This window comes from Candidatus Paceibacterota bacterium, from assembly GCA_028697015.1.
In the GTDB taxonomy this organism is placed as follows: Bacteria; Patescibacteriota; Minisyncoccia; order Minisyncoccales; family GWA2-38-27; genus JAQVFW01.
Genome location: JAQVFW010000001.1, coordinates 18,393 through 36,295 on the forward strand (window position 1 = coordinate 18,393; position 17,903 = coordinate 36,295).

General features: G+C 34.5%; 17 protein-coding genes and 1 tRNA gene. 15 read left to right on the top strand and 3 right to left on the bottom strand.

Annotation, left to right across the window (positions count from 1 at the left end; translation table 11 throughout):
• Positions 1–13: 13 nt before the first annotated feature.
• The 3 genes from PHH50_00100 to pth all read right to left on the bottom strand — a co-directional run bounded on the left by PHH50_00100 (position 14) and on the right by pth (position 2,644).
• Positions 14–97, bottom strand: a tRNA-Leu gene (locus PHH50_00100).
• A 7-nt stretch (positions 98–104) separates the two neighbouring features.
• Positions 105–2,120, bottom strand: a complete 2,016-nt coding sequence (gene topA / locus PHH50_00105) for a type I DNA topoisomerase (protein MDD3728718.1) — start codon at positions 2,118–2,120, stop codon at positions 105–107.
• A complete protein-coding gene (gene pth, locus PHH50_00110; GenBank protein ID MDD3728719.1) occupies positions 2,102–2,644 on the bottom strand; it encodes an aminoacyl-tRNA hydrolase in 543 nt (180 codons plus the stop codon). Before pth ends, topA begins: the two co-directional genes overlap by 19 nt.
• Before the next feature lie 512 nt (positions 2,645–3,156).
• On the opposite strand from pth, the gene lepB reads away from it, so the two are divergent.
• From lepB to PHH50_00185, 15 genes are all read left to right on the top strand, one after another.
• Positions 3,157–3,705 (top strand): signal peptidase I, encoded by a 549-nt coding sequence (lepB, locus tag PHH50_00115; protein MDD3728720.1) that lies wholly within the window; start codon positions 3,157–3,159, stop codon positions 3,703–3,705.
• 9 nt (positions 3,706–3,714) lie between these two features.
• A complete protein-coding gene (gene hisS, locus PHH50_00120) occupies positions 3,715–4,992 on the top strand; it encodes a histidine--tRNA ligase (protein ID MDD3728721.1) in 1,278 nt (425 codons plus the stop codon).
• A gap of 94 nt (positions 4,993–5,086) precedes the next feature.
• Positions 5,087–5,323: a hypothetical protein gene (locus tag PHH50_00125; protein MDD3728722.1), complete on the top strand. Its 237-nt coding sequence runs from the start codon at positions 5,087–5,089 to the stop codon at positions 5,321–5,323.
• Entirely contained in the window at positions 5,311–5,784 is a 474-nt protein-coding gene (locus tag PHH50_00130; GenBank protein MDD3728723.1) for a GatB/YqeY domain-containing protein, read from the top strand. The genes PHH50_00125 and PHH50_00130 overlap by 13 nt, the downstream gene beginning before the upstream one ends.
• A 35-nt stretch (positions 5,785–5,819) precedes the next feature.
• On the top strand, positions 5,820–6,200 hold the full coding sequence (gene ybeY, locus PHH50_00135) for an rRNA maturation RNase YbeY (protein MDD3728724.1): 381 nt from the start codon (positions 5,820–5,822) through the stop codon (positions 6,198–6,200).
• A gap of 7 nt (positions 6,201–6,207) precedes the next feature.
• Positions 6,208–7,440: a cell division protein FtsA gene (gene ftsA, locus PHH50_00140; protein ID MDD3728725.1), complete on the top strand. Its 1,233-nt coding sequence runs from the start codon at positions 6,208–6,210 to the stop codon at positions 7,438–7,440.
• An 8-nt stretch (positions 7,441–7,448) separates the two neighbouring features.
• Positions 7,449–8,378, top strand: coding sequence for a cell division protein FtsZ (gene ftsZ / locus PHH50_00145; protein ID MDD3728726.1), 930 nt, complete (start codon positions 7,449–7,451; stop codon positions 8,376–8,378).
• A gap of 117 nt (positions 8,379–8,495) precedes the next feature.
• Entirely contained in the window at positions 8,496–10,598 is a 2,103-nt protein-coding gene (locus tag PHH50_00150) for a ribonucleoside triphosphate reductase (protein MDD3728727.1), read from the top strand.
• A 4-nt stretch (positions 10,599–10,602) separates the two neighbouring features.
• Positions 10,603–11,304, top strand: coding sequence for an anaerobic ribonucleoside-triphosphate reductase activating protein (locus PHH50_00155; GenBank protein ID MDD3728728.1), 702 nt, complete (start codon positions 10,603–10,605; stop codon positions 11,302–11,304).
• A gap of 33 nt (positions 11,305–11,337) precedes the next feature.
• On the top strand, positions 11,338–12,684 hold the full coding sequence (locus tag PHH50_00160) for a ComEC/Rec2 family competence protein (protein MDD3728729.1): 1,347 nt from the start codon (positions 11,338–11,340) through the stop codon (positions 12,682–12,684).
• A 30-nt stretch (positions 12,685–12,714) separates the two neighbouring features.
• Positions 12,715–13,989: a hypothetical protein gene (locus PHH50_00165; GenBank protein MDD3728730.1), complete on the top strand. Its 1,275-nt coding sequence runs from the start codon at positions 12,715–12,717 to the stop codon at positions 13,987–13,989.
• Positions 13,974–14,912, top strand: a complete 939-nt coding sequence (locus tag PHH50_00170) for a hypothetical protein (GenBank protein ID MDD3728731.1) — start codon at positions 13,974–13,976, stop codon at positions 14,910–14,912. Before PHH50_00165 ends, PHH50_00170 begins: the two co-directional genes overlap by 16 nt.
• Before the next feature lie 4 nt (positions 14,913–14,916).
• Positions 14,917–15,885, top strand: coding sequence for a cellulase family glycosylhydrolase (locus tag PHH50_00175; GenBank protein ID MDD3728732.1), 969 nt, complete (start codon positions 14,917–14,919; stop codon positions 15,883–15,885).
• On the top strand, positions 15,882–16,592 hold the full coding sequence (locus tag PHH50_00180; GenBank protein ID MDD3728733.1) for a glycosyltransferase: 711 nt from the start codon (positions 15,882–15,884) through the stop codon (positions 16,590–16,592). The genes PHH50_00175 and PHH50_00180 overlap by 4 nt, the downstream gene beginning before the upstream one ends.
• A 6-nt stretch (positions 16,593–16,598) precedes the next feature.
• Positions 16,599–17,885, top strand: coding sequence for a trypsin-like peptidase domain-containing protein (locus PHH50_00185; GenBank protein MDD3728734.1), 1,287 nt, complete (start codon positions 16,599–16,601; stop codon positions 17,883–17,885).
• The last annotated feature ends 18 nt before the right edge of the window (positions 17,886–17,903 follow it).

Sequence of the window (17,903 nt, forward strand, 5' to 3'; positions counted from 1 at the left end):
ATCTGTTTCCCTGTGCCGCGGGTGGGACTTGAACCCACACGAGATTACTCTCATACGATTTTGAGTCGTACGCGAATGCCAATTCCGCCACCGCGGCTTGCTGACTATTCTGTCATTTTTTTTTCAAAATTGCAATCTTTATTCGAACATTTAATTGTTTTTTTGTTTTTTTCCACCAGCAAGGAGTCGCATTTTGGACATTTTTCATTTATGGGTTTATCCCAGAGAGCGAACTTGCAATCCGGATATCTATTGCAAGCATAGAATATTTTTCTCTTTCTTGTTATTTTTTCAACAATGTCTCCCTCTTTGCACTCGGGGCATTTAACTCCCAGCGATTTTTTTTCTATATTTTCTGTATGTTTGCATGAAGGGAAATTGGAGCAAGCATAAAATTTTCCGTATCTTCCTGTCTTTAAAACAATAGGAGAATTACATTTTGGGCATATTTTATCCGTTTCTTCTTCAATTGCTTCTTTTTTTGCAACTTCTTCATATTTTGTTTTCAAGTTTTTTTCGAAAGGAACATAAAAATCATTGCATACTTTTTCCCAGGATTTTTCTCCTTTGGCTATCTTATCTAAGGATTCTTCCATATTTGCCGTAAACTTAAAGTCGACTATTTCTGGAAAATGCTCAGTTAAAATGTCATTTACCGTTATTCCTATTTCTGTCGGTTCGAATTTTTTCTGCTCATTCTTCAAAATATAGTTTCTTTCCTGGACCGTTGAGATTGTTGGAGCGTAAGTTGAAGGCCTGCCGATTCCGTATTCTTCAAGCGTTTTTACTAAGCTTGCTTCATTGAATCTTGGAGGAGGCAAAGTAAAGTGCTGACTTGGAATAACCTTAATTAATTTTAGAATTTCTTCCTTTTCAAGAATAGGGAGCTCTTTTTCTTCAAATTTGACAGGATAAACCTTAAGAAATCCGTCAAATTTTAATGTCTGCCCGCTTGTTTTAAAAGTGTATTCTTTTGCCTTTATTTCGATTGAAGTGGAGTCAAAAAAAGCTTCGCTCATTTGAGAAGCCATAAACCTTTGCCAGATTAGGGAATAGAGCTTTTCTATCCTAATATCCGTCTTTTCCTTTATTTGAGGAGTTTTTTCAATTGAGGTGGGTCTTATTGCTTCATGAGCTTCTTGCCCCTTTTTTGCCTTATATCTTCTTAAAGAATGATAATTTTTGCCAAAGTTTTTTTCTATAAAATCCTTTGCCATAAGAAGCGACTGCTCTGAAAGATTCAATGAATCGGACCTGTGGTAGGTAATAAGTCCATTTTCATAAAGTTTTTGAGCAATACTCATTGTGGCTTTTGTTGATAGGCCTATTTTTTTAAAGGCCTCCTGCTGAAGAGTGCTTGTCATAAAAGGGGGCAGGGGCTTTCTTTTTGTTTCTTTTTTTTCTATTTTACTGACTATATAATTTTCATTTTCTAATACTTTTAATATTTTTTCCGCCTCTTCTTTTGTTTTTATTTCCAATTTTTCTATTATTCTATTTTTTTCTTTGAAAAGAAAAGCGCTAAATTCCTTATTGTCTTTTTCAAAAAATGATTCAATTTGCCAATATTCCTGAGGCACAAATTTTTCGATTTCCCTTTCTCTTTCAACAACAAGCCGTAAAATTACCGACTGAACTCTTCCTGCCGAGAGCCCTTTTGATATTTTTTTCCAAAGAAAAGGAGAGAGCTTATATCCGACAAGACGATCTAAAACTCTCCTTGCTTGCTGGGAATTTACAAGGTCCATATTTATTTCCCTTGGACTTTCCAGAGCTTTTTTTATAGCTTCTTTAGTAATTTCATGAAAAACTATTCTTTTGGGATTTTCTAATTTTAAAGCCTCTTTAAGATGCCAGGCAATGGCTTCTCCTTCTCTGTCCTCGTCGCTGGCCAGAATTACATAATCGGTTTTTTTCATTTTTTCCTTCAATTCCTTAACTATTTTTTTTGCCTTTAAGGGAATTATATATTGAGGAGTAAAATTGTTTTCAATGTCAATTCCGAGCTTGCTTTTAGGCAAATCCCTTATGTGTCCAAAAGAAGAAGTAACCTCGTAATTTTTGAGGAATCCTTTTATTGTTTTTGATTTTGTGGGGCTTTCTACGATAATAAGGGGCATATTTCTTTTTCTAGTTCTTTTACCAGTATAGAAACGGCATTGTCTATCATCTCTGCTTCTTTTTTGTTAAATTTCTTAAGGACGAATGATTCCGCTTTTATTATTTTTTTCTCTGGCCTTATTCCTATCCTGAATCTGGTAAAATTTTTTGTCTTTATTTCTTCTATTATTGACTTTACTCCATTATGGCCGGCAGGTCCTCTTCCTTTTGCAATTTTAATTTCGCCAAGGGGAATATCTATGTCGTCATGAAAAACATAGAGCAAAGAAGGAGAGGATTTATAATAATCGATTATTTTTCTTATGGCTGTTCCTGAATTGTTCATAAATGTCTGAGGCTTGACAAGAATAGACTTTTCTCCCTTTATTATTCCTTTTGAAACCAAGGCGTTAAAGTTTTTCAAAAAAGAAAAATCAGAAAAACCATGGTCTTCTTTTATTTTATCAACTGCAAGAAATCCTACGTTGTGTCTTGTATTGATATAATTTTCTCCCGGATTTCCTAAGCCGGCTATAATAATCATTCCTTTATTATGAACAAAAAAAGCCACTTGACAAGGGCCCTTAAAAAATATAACCTCAAACAGGTGTGTTTTGTGTTCTTTCACCCCTCTTCTTTTCCACGGAGGATAAGATGACAGTGTCGATGCTAACAAGGGAGCAACACCTTTTTGTTGCTCAGCTTGCCGGGGATTATGATCCCAGGGACAGGAGGGCAATTAGCACTTTCTTGTTTCGCTTTGAAAGGAGGTTTGGCTTTAGAGTTACGCGCAAGGAAGCGCAAAATCTTCTTTCTCAGGCGCGCAGGGCGCGCGTGAAGAAAAACGTAAGGAAGAATCCGAAAAGAAGGAGGGCTGGCTCGAGGTAGAGCCAAGGAAAATAAAAAAGGGGAGGCCTTTCGGTTTCCCCGCTTTTTTTACAATCAAAATTTTAATGTTTTTTAAAAAGAAAAAGGGTTGCGCTTGTAAAAAAGAAAATTGTCCTGTATAATCTAAATTGACATTGGTAGAAAATAAGAAAATAGATATTATTTTATATGGAAAACGCAAAAAAAGTTTTTTTATTTCTTTTTGAAACTGTAAAAATTATTGTTATTTCTCTTGCGATAGTTATCCCTATCAGGTATTTTTTATTCCAGCCTTTTGTTGTTCAAGGAGAATCAATGCAGCCCAGTTTTTCAACAGGGGACTATTTGATAGTTGACCAAATCAGCTACAGATTTAAAGAACCCCAAAGAGGAGAAGTTATTATCTTGCGCTCCCCATCTGAACCTTCTCAGCGCCTTATTAAAAGAGTTATTGGTCTTCCTAGTGAAGGAGTTGAGATTAAAGAAGGCGATCTTGTGATTATAAAAGAAGGGGAAAGATTGATTTTAGAAGAAGATTATCTTTTCAACGGATCTTTAAAGGGAGATTTCTCAATTTTGCTTAACGAAAACGAATACTTTGTTTTAGGGGATAATAGGGATTTTTCTTATGATTCAAGAAGATTTGGAGTAATTAAGAAAGAAAACATTATAGGAAGAGTTCTTTTTCGACTTTTACCGGTTTCTTCAGTTTCTAAAATTGAAGCACCCTCTTATTAACATATCTTTATGGAAAAAATGAAATTTCAATCGGTGACGGGGATGCACGATATTCTGCCGGAAACGCAAAAGTATTTCAAAAAAATATACGAAACGGTTTCAATAATCGCCGACTTTTATAATTTTGGTAAAATAGATACCCCTCTTTTGGAAAGTGCAGAGCTTTTTTCAAAAGGAGTCGGGGAAAATACAGATATTGTTGAAAAAGAGATGTATACTTTAAAAACTAAGAAAGGCGAAGTTCTTGCTTTAAGGCCTGAATGGACAGCGCCAATAGGAAGAGCGTATATAGAACACGGAATGCACAATAGGCCTCAGCCTTTAAAACTATGGTATTTTGGCCCTTGCTTCAGGCATGAAAATCCTCAAGCGGGGAGATACAGGCAGTTTTGGCAATTCGGATTTGAAATTTTCGGAGAGAAAGAAGCGATTGTTGATGCCCAAATTATTCAAATTTTCTACAATATTTTAAAAGAACTTAAGATAAAAGATGTTGTTGTTGATATTAACAGCATAGGAGATAACCAATGCAGGGGATATTACAAAAAAACACTTTCCAAGTTTTTTAGGAGTAAGGAAGGGTATTTGTGCAGCGATTGCAAAAGAAGAATTAAAGGAAATATTCTCAGAGTTTTAGATTGTAAAAACGAAAAATGCGAAGACCTTAAGGGAGAAGCGCCTCAAATTCTTGATTATCTTTGCGATGAATGCAAAAATCATTTTAAAGAGGTCTTAGAGTTTTTAGATGAACTTAATATTCCTTATTCCCTTAACTCCTCTCTTGTAAGAGGGCTTGATTACTACACTAAAACGGTTTTTGAAATGGTTCAAAAGGAAAATAAGAAAATCGCTCTTGCCGGCGGCGGAAGATACGATGTTCTTATAAAAATGCTTGGAGGAAGAGATGTTCCTGCTTGCGGAGCAGCAGCAGGAGTTGAAAGGCTTATAGAAATAATGAAATCTGAAAAGCTTGAAGGCGAATCAAAAAAAAGCGTTTCTGTTTTTGTTGCTCAGCTTGGTAATTTAGCCAAAAGGAAAGGACTGTATCTTTTTGAGGAATTAAGAAAAGCAAAGATTAAAACAGGGGAATCTTTCGGCAAAGATTCTTTGCGTTCCCAGCTTGCGAGAGCAGACCGTCTTGGAGCGCGCTATACGGCAATTATCGGACAAAAAGAGGCCCTTGAAAACATGGTAATGTTAAGAGATATGAAGACGGGAAAGCAAGACGAAGTCAGTTTTGAAAAAGCAGCCCTTGAAATTAAGGAGCGCTTGAAAAAAGAGAAATAATTTGCTAGTATTGCCTTGTTGAACAGTTTTTAAATATAATATTTGTGGATTTTCGACAGAAAGTCGGCAATCTGCGATTGAAAAGATTTAAATTATGCCACTGGAAGTAAAAAAACAAGAAAAAGAAACCCCTCAAAGCCTGTCTCGCCGTTTTTCAAGAAAAATGAAAATGAGCGGAATTTTGCTTGGAGCGAGAAAAAAAAGATTCCATGAGAGAGAAAAAAGCGAACAAATGAAAAAAAGGTCTGCCCTAAGAAGAAATGAGTTGAAAAAGGAATATGAAAAAATGGAAAAAATGGGCAAGCCGGTTCAAAAAAAGTGGAAAAGATAAAAGAGAAAATAAAAGAGGATTTGGTTCTTGCGATGAAAAGCAAAGAGACGCTTACTCTTTCAGTTTTAAGGATGCTTTTGTCTTCAATTTTACTGAAAGAAAAAGACAAGAATTATCAGCTCAGAAAAGAAAATGACAGAGCAAAAGATGTCGAGCTTACAGATGAAGAAGTTCTTAAGGTTATTTTTTCAGAAGTTAAAAAAAGGAAAGATTCCGTTTTAGCTTTTCAAAAAGGAAACAGAGAGGATCTTGTTAAAAAGGAAAGTGAAGAAATAGCTATTTTGGAAAAATATCTTCCCAGGCAGCTGACCGAAGAAGAAATAAAAGAAATAGCAGAAAAACTGGTAAAAAGGGGAGATAATTTTGGAGAAGCGATGTCAAAAGTTATCCAGAAAATAAGCGGCAGAGCGGATGGAGCAAAAGTTAGCAAGGCGGTAAAAGAGATTTTAGGCATTGCGTAAATATAGATTGTTTTGATTTTTAATTTTTGTTTGCTATGATTGAAGTGAATAATCTTACAAGAACCTTTAAAAAAACCGAGCTTTTAAAAAAAACAGCAAAAAGAGTTATAAAGGGAGAGAAATGCGATAATTGCAATCTTTCAATAGTTGTTGTGGGTGAGAAAAGAATGAAAGCGATAAATAGAAAGTATAGAAAGAAAAATAAACCGACAGATGTTCTTTCTTTTTCTATGGATGATGATTTTTCAAACCGCAGTCGGGATTTGGGAGAAGTTGTTATTTGTCCAAAGCAGATTAAGGGCAAAAAAGGGTTAGAGAGGACAATTATTCACGGGATTCTTCATCTTCTTTCTTACGACCACAAAAAGAAAGACGATGAAAATAAAATGGTAGAAAGAGAAAATTTTTATTTATAAAAGTGGCATGGCGTACTGCGTTGCTTCTTTTTTAAAAAACAAACTAATGCCAAGGTCAAAAATAATTACAGGAATTGATCTCGGGACATCCGCGATAAAAATTCTATCGGTTTTAAAAACCGGAAACAAAGAGGGTTTTGAAGTTTTAGGACTGAGGCAATTTCCTTCTTCAGGCATAAGAAAAGGCATTATTATTGATACTCAAAAAGCAACAAATGCAATTTTTTTCGCGGTAAAGGAGATGGAAAAAGAAATAGGGAGAGAAATAAGGGAGGTGTCTGCAAATATAGGCGGGAAGCATATATTTTCCGTTTCTTCAAAAGGCCTTGTTTCTGTTTCCAGAGCTGATCAGAAAATATCTGAAAGCGATATAAGCAGGGTTTTGCAAAACGCAAAGACGTTTCCTCTTGATTCTAATAAAGAAATATTGGAAATAATTTCCAAAGAGTTTGTTGTTGATGCGGTCGGAGGAATAAAGGATGTCCTTCATATGAAAGGTGTTCGGCTTGAAGCAGAAGTTCTTGCCATTTGCGGATTTTCTCCTTATATAAAAAATATTACCCAGTGTATTTTGGATGCCGGGATTTCCCAAAGTGATCTTACTCCGGGAGTTATTGCCGGTTCAAGAGCGGTATTAACTACCCAGGAAAAAGAAATAGGAGTTGTTTTTATCGATATAGGAGCGGAAACGACAGGAATTGCCGTTTATGAAGAAGGAGAGCTTATACATATTGCCGTTTTTCCGGTTGGTTCTGATAATATAAGAAACGATATAGCAATTTGTCTTAAGGTTGATATTGATACAGCAGAAAGAATTAAACAGGAGTTCGGCTCTTATGAAGAAAAATCCAAAAAAGATAAAAAAATAAAAATAGAAGGAGACGAACCGATAGTTTTTACTGAAAAATCAATAAATCAAATTATTGAAGCGAGGATTTCGGAAATATTCGATTTGACAAATAAAGAGCTGGAGAAAATATCTCGTAAAGGAGTTTTACCCGCTGGAGCGGTTCTTTCCGGGGGAGGAGCAAAACTTCCCAAAGTAAAAGAACTTGCCAAAAAAGAATTGAAAATTTCCTGTCGGATAGGATGCGTTCAAGAATCTTTCTATAACGATGACCCCTCTCTTGCAGTTGTCTGGGGATTGGTTTTAAATGAAGAAGATAACGGAAATGAATTGTCCGATTCAAGCAGTTTTAAATTGTTAATCAGGAAGTTTTTCAGGTCTTTTATACCATAATTTATTCAATGAAAAAGAAAACAAACATAAAAGTTATCGGAGTTGGCGGATCTGGTTCAAACGCCGTTTCAAGAATGTTGAAATGTAAAATCAAAGGAGTGGACTTTGTAACCATAAACGCCGATGCTCAAGACCTCAATAAAATATATGCAGGGGAAAAGATTAGAATAGGTGTAGAGCTTACAAAAGGGCTTGGTACGGGAATGAATCCGGATGTAGGGAAAAAAGCAGCCGAAGAACAAAAAGAGGAAATTAAAAATGCAATAGAAGGAGCAAATATGGTTTTTATCGCTTGCGGACTTGGAGGGGGATGCGGAACAGGGGCTGCTCCGGTTGTTGCTCAAATCGCAAAGGAAATGGGCGCTCTTACGATAGCTGTTTGCACTAAGCCTTTTTCTTTTGAAGGAGCTTTTAGAATGGAGATAGCGCAGAAAGGATTAAAAGAGCTTAAAGAAAAAGTTGATAGTTTGATTGTTGTTTCAAATGATAAGCTTCTTTCTGCTTTTGATAAAAGCACTACTGTTTCGGACGCTTTCTGGTTTTGCGATGAAATATTAAGACAGGCAGTTTCCGGAATTTCAGATTTAATTGTCCTTCCTGGTATTATAAACACTGATTTTGCCGATATAAAGGCGATTATGAAAAATTCAGGAACGGCTCTTTTTGGAACAGGAATAGCCAAAGGAGAGCAGAGGGCCAAAGAAGCTGCAAAGCGGGCATTAAATTCTCCACTGCTTGATTTTTCCTGCAAAGGGGCAAAAGGGATTTTATTTAATATATCCGGAGGGGAAGATATCAGCCTTCTTGAAGTTGAAGAAGCTGCAAATCTCATAACCGCGGAGATGGACCCTTCGGCAAGGGTGATATTTGGAGCCATACAAGATGAAAAGCTTAAAAAAGGAGAAATTAAGGTAACAATTATTGCAACAGGATTTTAGTACCTGTCATTTTCTTTTTTTTATTCTGTGGAAAACAGCCGTTTTTAAACAAGTTTGACCTTGTTTTTTTATTAAGGTAGAATGGACTAATTTAAAAATAATTTTTAGAAAAACCTTATGGAAAATAAAATAAAAAAAGTTCAAAGAAGGGATGGCACACTTGTAGATTTTAAAAAAGAGAAAATCAGCGAAGCTGTTTTTAAGGCGGTTACTTCTACCGGACAGGGAGACGGCATTATTTCAAAAAAAGTAACGGAAAAGGTTATTCAGATATTGGAAAGAAGGTTTAAAAAAGAAGAAATCCCGACGGTTGAACAGATCCAGGATATTGTTGAAGAAATTCTTATTATCGAAGGATTGGTTGAAACGGCAAAAGCCTATATTTTATACAGAGAACAAAGAAGAAAAATCAGAGAAACAGGAGAAGTTATTGATGAATCAAGCGAAAAAGTAGACAGTTATCTTAAGGAAATAGATTGGCAGGTAAACGAAAACGCCAATATGACATTTTCTCTTCAGGGGCTTAATCAATATGTCGGCTCCTATATATCCAAAAAATATTGGCTCAATAAAATTTATCCAAAAGAGGTAAGGGAAGCGGCGGCAAACGAGGATTTTCATATTCATAATTTGGAACTGCTGGCTCCATATTGCGCCGGATGGGATTTGCAAGATTTTTTAAAAAAAGGGTTTGGAGGAGTTTCAAGCAAACTGGAATGCCGTCCGCCAAAACACTTTAGAACCGCTCTTGGACAGCTGGTTAATGTCCTTTTTACTCTCCAGGGAGAAACAGCCGGGGCTAACGCCGTTTCCAATTTTGATACTCTTCTTGCTCCTTTTATTCGCCATGATAATTTAAATTACCCCCAGGTAAAGCAGGCAATACAGGAATTTTTATACAATTGCATGGTACCGACAAGAGTTGGCTTTCAAACTCCGTTTCTTAATGTTTCACTTGATATTAATCCGCCAAAAACATTAAAGGACGTTCCTGTCATAATCGGAGGAGAACCGCAAAAGGAGACATATGGAGAATTTCAAGAAGAAATGAATATGTTTAATAAGGCCTTTTATGAAGGACTTATGGAAGGAGATGCCAAGGGAAGACCTTTTACGTTTCCTATACCTACTGTTTCAATTACCAAGGATTTTAATTGGGATAATCCCACCCTTAAACCTCTTTGGGAAGCGACCGCAAAATACGGCATTAATTATTTTTCCAATTTTATTCAATCGGACATGAGTCCGGACGATGCAAGGTCAATGTGCTGCCGTCTTCGTCTTGATAACAGAGAGCTTTTAAAAAGAGGAGGAGGTCTTTTCGGTTCAAACCCTCTTACCGGTTCAATTGGCGTTGTAACAATAAATATGCCAAGAATCGGCTATCTTTCCAAAACCAAAAAAGAATTCTTTGAAAGATTGGAACGATTAATGGATATTGCCAAAGAAAGCTTGGAGATAAAGAGAAAAGCTATTGAAAATTTTATGGAAAAAGGACTTTATCCTTATTCCAGGTATTATCTCTCGGATGTTAAAAAGATGAGAGGTTCATATTTCGGAAATCATTTTTCTACAATTGGGATTATGGGAGTAAACGAAGCTCTTCTTAATTTTTTAGACGAGGATATCGCTTCAAAAAAGGGAAGAAAGTTTGCCGTAGAAGTGCTTACCTTTATGAGAGAAATACTTGTAAAATTTCAAAAAGAAACAGGAAATCTTTATAACCTTGAGGCGACTCCGGGAGAAGGAACAAGCTATAGGCAGGCGAGAGCAGACAAAAAAAAGTATCCGGACATTATTACTGCAGGAACTAAAGAAGTTCCTTATTATACAAATTCCACTCATCTTCCCGTCGGATATACCGATGATGCTTTTGAGGCCTTAAAACTGCAGGACGAATTACAATCCCAATACACCGGAGGAACCGTCTTGCATTTATTTTTAGGTGAAAAAATTGATAATCCTGAATCAGCTAAAATGTTTGTAAAAAAGGTATTTGAGAAATTTCATTTGCCGTATATTACTCTTACTCCCACGTTTTCGGTTTGTCCCGTCCACGGATATATTTCCGGGGAGCATTTTACTTGCCCGAAATGCGCCATTAAACAGCCCTGTGAGGTTTATTCAAGGATTGTTGGGTATATAAGGCCTGTTCAGCAGTGGAATCACGGTAAAAAACAAGAATTCAAGGAAAGAAAGGAGTATAAAAACAAAGTGTAATCCTATGAAAATAGGAGGTTTGCAAAAACTAACTCTTATTGATTATCCAGGGAAGCCTGCGGCTACTATTTTTCTTGCCGGATGTAATTTCCGATGCCCTTTTTGCTATTCAAAGGAATTAGTTTTGCCAAAGGAAATAGAAAATCATCCTCAAATTTTAGAAAAGGAAGTTTTTGATTTTTTAAAAGAAAGAAAGGGCTTTATTGACGGGGTGATTATTTGTGGCGGAGAGCCAAGCATTCACAAAGAGTTGCCTCAATTTATTAAAAAGATAAAGGATCTTGGTTTTTTGGTAAAGCTTGATACAAACGGGTCAAATCCTAAGATGCTTAGAAAATTGATAGAAGAAAAAATGGTTGATTATGTTGCTATGGATATAAAAGGGGCGCAGAAAAAATACGAAAAAGCGACTGGAGTTAATATAAATATAGAAGATATAAAAGAAAGCGTTAAAATTTTAAAAGAAGGGAAAACGGATTATGAATTTAGAACTACCGTTGTGCCTAAAATTCATGCCAAAGAGGATTTTTTAGAGATAGGAAAATGGATAGGGGGAAATGATGTTAAATACTATCTTCAAAATTTCAGGGCTGAAAAAACAATAAATCCTCAATTTGAAAAAACAAAACCTTTTCTTGACGGTTACATTCTTGAAATTATTAAAGAAATTTCTCCTTTTTTCAAAATTTGCAAACTGAGGCAATAATAAAAGCGCGGAAGGTTTGTTTAATATAAGAACATGACACTTTCAAAGTTTTTCTTTTATTGTTCTTCTTCTTTTATTTTCGGATTGTTTTTTTCTTCCTTATTTTCCTTGCCCTTTAATTTTGTTTTAGGGCTTTTTGTTTTAAGCTTTATTTTAATATTTGTTCTTTTCGAGTACAAAAGAGTGCCTTTAATAGGAATTTTTTCCCTATTTTTTCTTTTTGGTTTTGTAAGATACGATTTTGTCAAAACAGAATTTGTTGAAGAAAAAGAAATCTTATTGGTTTCAAAGATAACTTCCGAGCCGAAAGAAACGGAAAAAATAAAGAGCTTTAAAATAAATGATGTTTTGGTTATAACCGACAAATATTCCGATTATCAGTATGGAGATAAGATAAAGGCAGTTGGGATTTTAACAAAAGGGCCTCTTTTGTTTTTTCCCGAAATTGAAAAAATAGAATCAGGTAAGGGTTTTTACAAAATAATTCTTTCTTTTAAAGATAAGCTTAGGGAGGTCATAAATAGGAGCTTTTCTCCTCCTAAAAGCTCTGTTTTTTCAGCGATGACAATAGGAGATAAGCATAAAATGGATAATAATCTAAAAGAAAAGCTAAATATTTCCGGAACAAGGCATATTACGGCAATATCAGGGATGCATATTGCTCTTATTGGAACTTTTTTGATTATTTTCTTTATGGGAATCGGTCTTTCCAGGTCTTTATCCTTTTATTTTTCTATTCTTTTTCTGATATTTTTTGTCGCAATGATAGGTTTTCCGTCTTCCGGAGTAAGGGCGGCAATTATGGGAGGGGTGTATATGATTTCAAAAGTTAACGGAAGAATGAATACTGCCTCAAGAAACCTTTTTTTGACTGGCGCGTTTATGCTTTTATTCAATCCTTTGCTAATCCATGATTACGGTTTTAACCTTTCCTTTCTCGCTGTTTTTGGAATTATCTATTTTTCTCCGGTTTTAAAAGAAAACATTTCTTTTTTGAAAAATTCAAAGAATACAGAAGACGCTTTTTTTATAGCTCTTTCCGCTTATGTCTTTACTTTTCCTTTTATTCTTTATAATTTTCATGAGGTGTCGCTTATCGCCGTTTTGACAAACATTATTATAATTCCTTTTGTATATTTAATTATGGTTTTCGGATTTCTTTTCTTAATTTTTGGAATAATTTTTCCTCTTATATCTTTTGTTTTTTTTATTCCTCTTTCTCTTTTTTTGTCCATCTTTCTTTTTATTATCGATTTTTTCTCCCTTTTTCCTTATTTAAAAATAGAAAATATTCACTTTACTGTTCCTCTTTTAATGTATTTATTTTTATTTATTCTTCTTTATAAGTTTAATAAAAAAAGCAGATATGGTAGAATATGACTATCTTTTGGTTTTTTATTTTAAATAAAAATGGAAAATAAAATTTTGCTTGTTTCTGTCAATATGGGATATGGCCATCAAAGAACGGCTTTCCCTTTGAAAAAATTTGCCTATGAGAATAGGATAATAAATGCCAATGATTATAATGGAATGTCTAAAAAAGACAGAGCTGTCTGGGAAAACTCAAAGAAATTTTATGAATTTGTCTCAAGATTTAAAAGAGTGCCTCTTTTGGGCGGAGCAGTTTTTTCAATTTTTGATAAATTTCAGAAAATCGAAGATTTTTATCCAAAAAGAAATCTTTCTTCTCCCAATTTTATGACAAAGAAAGTTTATCGTTTGTTTAAAAAAGGATGGGGGAAGGATTTTATAAAACAGTTTGACTGTTCTCTTCCAATGGTGAGCACTTTTTTTATACCTGCTTTTATGGCTGAATTTTTTGACTATAAAGGAGATATATTTTGTGTTGTTTGCGATGCGGACATATCAAGAAGCTGGGCTCCCTTAATTCCTCAAAAAAGCCGTATTAAATATCTTGTTCCTAATTTGTGGACACTTAAACGCTTAAAAATGTACGGAGTCAAAGAAGAGAATATTTTTTTAACCGGTTATCCTTTGCCTCTTGAAAATATCGGAGATGAAAAAATGGAGGTATTAAAAAAAGATATCGCTTTTCGGCTTTTAAATTTAGACAAAGAAGGAGAATATAGAAAAAAGAATAATAATTTTATATTTGAAAAAATAGAAAGTTTTCCAAAAGAAGAAAGATATAATTTAACAATTGCCTTTTCAATAGGAGGAGCCGGGGCTCAAAAAGAAATAGCGCTGAAAATGATAAAAGGAATTTCAGAAGAAATTAAAAAGAAAGAAATCAGTATTGTTATTATGGCCGGAATAAGGGAAAAGGTAAGGGATTTTTTTGCAAAAGAGCTTAATTCTTTGGGCCTTCTTTCAGAAAACGTTAAAATTGTCTATTCTGAAAAAATAGAAGAATATTTTACTAAATTTAACAAGGAAATAAGGAAAACGGATATTCTCTGGACAAAGCCAAGCGAACTTTCTTTTTATTGCGCTCTTGGATTGCCCATTATCATTGCTCCGCCTTTGGGATCCCAGGAGGATTTCAATAAAAAATGGCTTCTTAAAATGGGAGCCGGTATTTCTCAAGAAAACCCTCTTTATTTCAAAGAGTGGCTTTTTGATTATTTAAAAAGCGGCAGATTTGCACAGTGCGCCATAAATGGATTTACTCTTTCGGAAAAAATGGGAACTTTAAATATTGAAAAAATATGCCGTTTGAAATAATAGAACAGTTGTCAATTATTCCTTTTTGGCTTCTAATTGCCATTCTCTCTTATTTTTTATTTGCGGTTGTTTCTTTAGGGGATAAATATCTTCTCTCAGGACTTCCCGATCCGAAAGTTTATTCTTTTTATGCCGGCATTTTAGGTTCTTTGGTTTTTATTCTTATTCCTTTTGTTAGTTTTTCAATTCCTCAAATAAGAGAAGCTTTATTATCTCTTGCTTCTGGCGCTTTTTCAATTATTGCCCTTTATTTTCTTTTTACAGGGCTTAAAAAATTTGACGTCTCAAGAACTATTCCAGCTATAGGTGGTTTTGTCCCTATTTTGACTTTTTTGTTTCTTTTTCTTTTTTCAGGAGGAAAAGAGTTTTTGAGCATAAAAGACACTTTTGCTTTTCTTTTTCTTATTTTTGGAAGCGTTGTTATTACCTATAATAAAAATATTAAATTTTCCTTGAATAGTTTGATTATTTCAATTTTAGCTGCGTTTTTTTTCGCTTTGCATTTTGTTTTAAGTAAATATGTCTATTTAGAGCAATCCTTTTGGAGCGGTTTTATCATGATGCGTTTTGGCGCTCTTATAACCGCTTTTCTTTTTCTCTTTATTAAAGACGTAAGAAGGGAAGTTTTTTCAAAGAGGGTCTCTTTTGATAAAAAAACAGGGACTTTCTTTGTTTTAAATCAAGGAGGCGGGGCAGGAGCTTTTATTCTTCAGCATTTTTCTATTTTTCTTGCAGGACCTTCTTATGTTTCAGTAATTGCCGCCCTTTCAGGAATTCAATATGCTTTTCTTTTTATTCTTTCTTTTCTATTGTCAGTTAAATTTCCATGGGTTATAAAAGAAGAAATAGGAAAAGGAATTGTTTTTATGAAAATATTTGCAATAATCCTTATTATTATCGGCTTGATAATTTTAAATGTTTAAAAAAATGCTTCTTTTAGTAATAATTATTTTTCTTGTCATTTTTGCTTTTTTCTTTCTCGGATTTCCAAAAGAAAAAGAAGACCTTTTCTTTGGAGTTAATTTCTCTCCTAAACATGCCAGAGATATGGGGCTTGATGTTAAAGAGACATATCTTGCCATTCTTAATGATTTAAAAGCAAATAACATTAAAATAGCTGTTCATTGGGACGATATTGAAATTGAAGACAAAGAGTATGATTTTAGAGAGCTTGATTTTATGGTTGAAGAAGCAGAGAAAAAGGAAGCAAATATTGTTCTTGTCTTGGGGATGAAAACATCTAGATGGCCTGAATGCCATATCCCATATTTTGCAAAAGAAATAGAAAAAGAGAAGCAGCAGAAAAAAATACTTGAACAAATAGAAAAAATTGTTTTAAGGTATAAAGATAAAGAGAATATTAAAGCCTTTCAAGTTGAAAATGAGCCCTTTTTTCCTTTTGGCGATTGCCCATGGACAGATGAAGATTTTTTAAAAGAAGAAATAAATCTTGTCAGAGGGCTTTCAAATCGTCCGATTATAATATCTGAGACGGGAGAGTTTTCTTTGTGGCTTAAAGCGGCAAAACTAGGTGATATAGTTGGCGTTACAATGTACAGAAGAGTTTGGTTTAATAAATTAAAAAGGCATATTGATTATCCTTTTCCTGCTGTTTTTTACAGCAGAAAAGCTCTTCTTATAAAATGGATTTTTAACAAGGAAGTGATAGGGGTTGAACTTCAAATGGAGCCGTGGGGTTCCACTCTTTTGTACTATTCTCCTTTAGAAGAACAGGAAAAATCAATGAATATAGAGCAGTTTAAAAAGAATATAAGGTTTGCCAAGAAAGTCGGTTTTAAGGAAAACTATCTCTGGGGGGTTGAGTGGTGGTTTTGGATGAAAAAAGAACATAATGATTCTTCCTTTTTAAACGAGGCAAAAAAACTTTGGAAATGATTTCAATAATAATACCAACCCTAAACGAAGAAAAGCATCTTCCCTTACTGCTTGATTCAATAGAAAATCAAGGACTTCATAATTATGAAATTATTGTTTCCGATGCTGGATCTTCTGATAGAACTTTAGAAATTGCAAAAAAACGCAATTGCAAGATTGTAAAAGGAGGTCTTCCTGGAAAGGGAAGAAACGAAGGGGCAAAAAAAGCAAGAGGAAATTTATTCTTTTTTCTTGATGCGGATGTTTTCTTGAAAGAAGGCTTTATTTTGAAGGCCCTTGAAGAATTTGATAAAAGAAATCTTGATATCGCTTCTTTTAAAATTATTCCGGAGAAAGGATTTTTCTCTGTTTTTCTTTTCAACCTTTTTTATAACTATCCTATGATTATTTTGGAAAAGATACTTCCTCACAGCGCAATGGGAATTATTGTAAAAAAAGAAGTTTTTTCAAAGATAGGAGGATTCAATGAAGATGTCCTTTTGGGGGAGGATCATGATTTTGGCAGAAGAGCGGCGAAGATTTCAAAATATGGGATTATAAAGTCATCTGTATTAATTACTTCCCTTAGGCGGCTTGAAAAAGACGGCTGGGTTAAGACGTCTTTACGTTACTTTTTTTGCGAACTCCATATGATTTTTATAGGACCTGTAAAAAAGGATATTTTCAAATACAGATTTAACCACTATTTTGAAGAAAAAGAAAAATAAGCTATAATGCAGGCAATGGAAGAAGAAATAAAAAAAGATTCAAGCTTGAATATTGAAAAAAGAAAAAAAAGCCCATTTTTAATGGTTTCTTTTTCTGTTTTTCTTTCCGTTTTATTTGGTTTTTTCGGGGGAATGATTTCAGGATTATACTTTTATTCTCAGATTGCCGATTATTTAAAATTAGAAAGAGTTAATTTTCCTTCCATAATTGAACAAAAAACGACTGAAGAAGAAGAGGAGGAAAACTTGAGCCAAGAAGAAGCTATAATAAGAGTGGTTAAGGATTCTTCTCCGAGCGTTGTAAGCATTGTAGTTACAAAAGACGTTCCGATTATAGAAGGATATTCTGTAGGCCCTTTTGGGATTGAATTTGAACAGTCCAATGGAACCGAAAGAAGAGAAATAGGGGGAGGAACAGGATTTATTGTTTCAAACGATGGCTTTATAGTGACAAACAAACATGTTGTCTCAGACACAGATGCAAACTACACAGTTTTTACTCTTGACGGGAAGAAGTTTGAAGCAATGGTGCTTGACAGGGATCCGCTTCAGGACCTTGCTGTTTTGAAAATTAAGCAAGAAGAAATTGTAACGGCGGAAAAAAGCGAATTGATGCCTTTTCCTGCTATAAAAATTGGAGATTCAAAAGACCTCCAAATAGGCCAAACTGTTGTTGCAATAGGGAATGCTCTTGGAGAATTCAGAAATACTGTTTCTGTCGGAGTTATATCGGGACTAGGGAGAACGGTTTCGGCTTCTGGAGGAGGAACAATTGAAGTTTTAGAAGATGTTATTCAAACGGATGCCGCTATTAACAGAGGAAATTCCGGAGGGCCTTTGCTTAATTTAAAAGGAGAAGTAATCGGGATAAATACGGCAATGGCCCTTGGAGCTCAAAGTATTGGTTTTGCCATTCCTATAAACGGAGCCAAAAAAGCAATAGAGCAAGTTAGAACTCTTGGAAAAATAGTTTACCCTTTTTTGGGAGTTAGATATGTAATTCTTAATGAAGATATACAGGAGGAAAACAATTTTGACGTTAATTATGGAGCGCTTGTTTTAAGAGGAAGCAAAGGAGAGGCGGCTGTTTTCCCGAATTCTCCGGCGCAAAAATCAGGGATTTTGGAAAATGATATAATACTTGAATTTAACAACGAGAAAATAACGACAAATAATTCTTTGGCTAAAATTATTCTAAAATACAATCCTGGAGAAAGCATTCTCTTGAAGGTTTTAAGAAATGGCGAAACAATAGATGTTAGCGTTGTCCTTGAAGAGAGAGGCGATATATAAGAAATAAAAAATAAATGA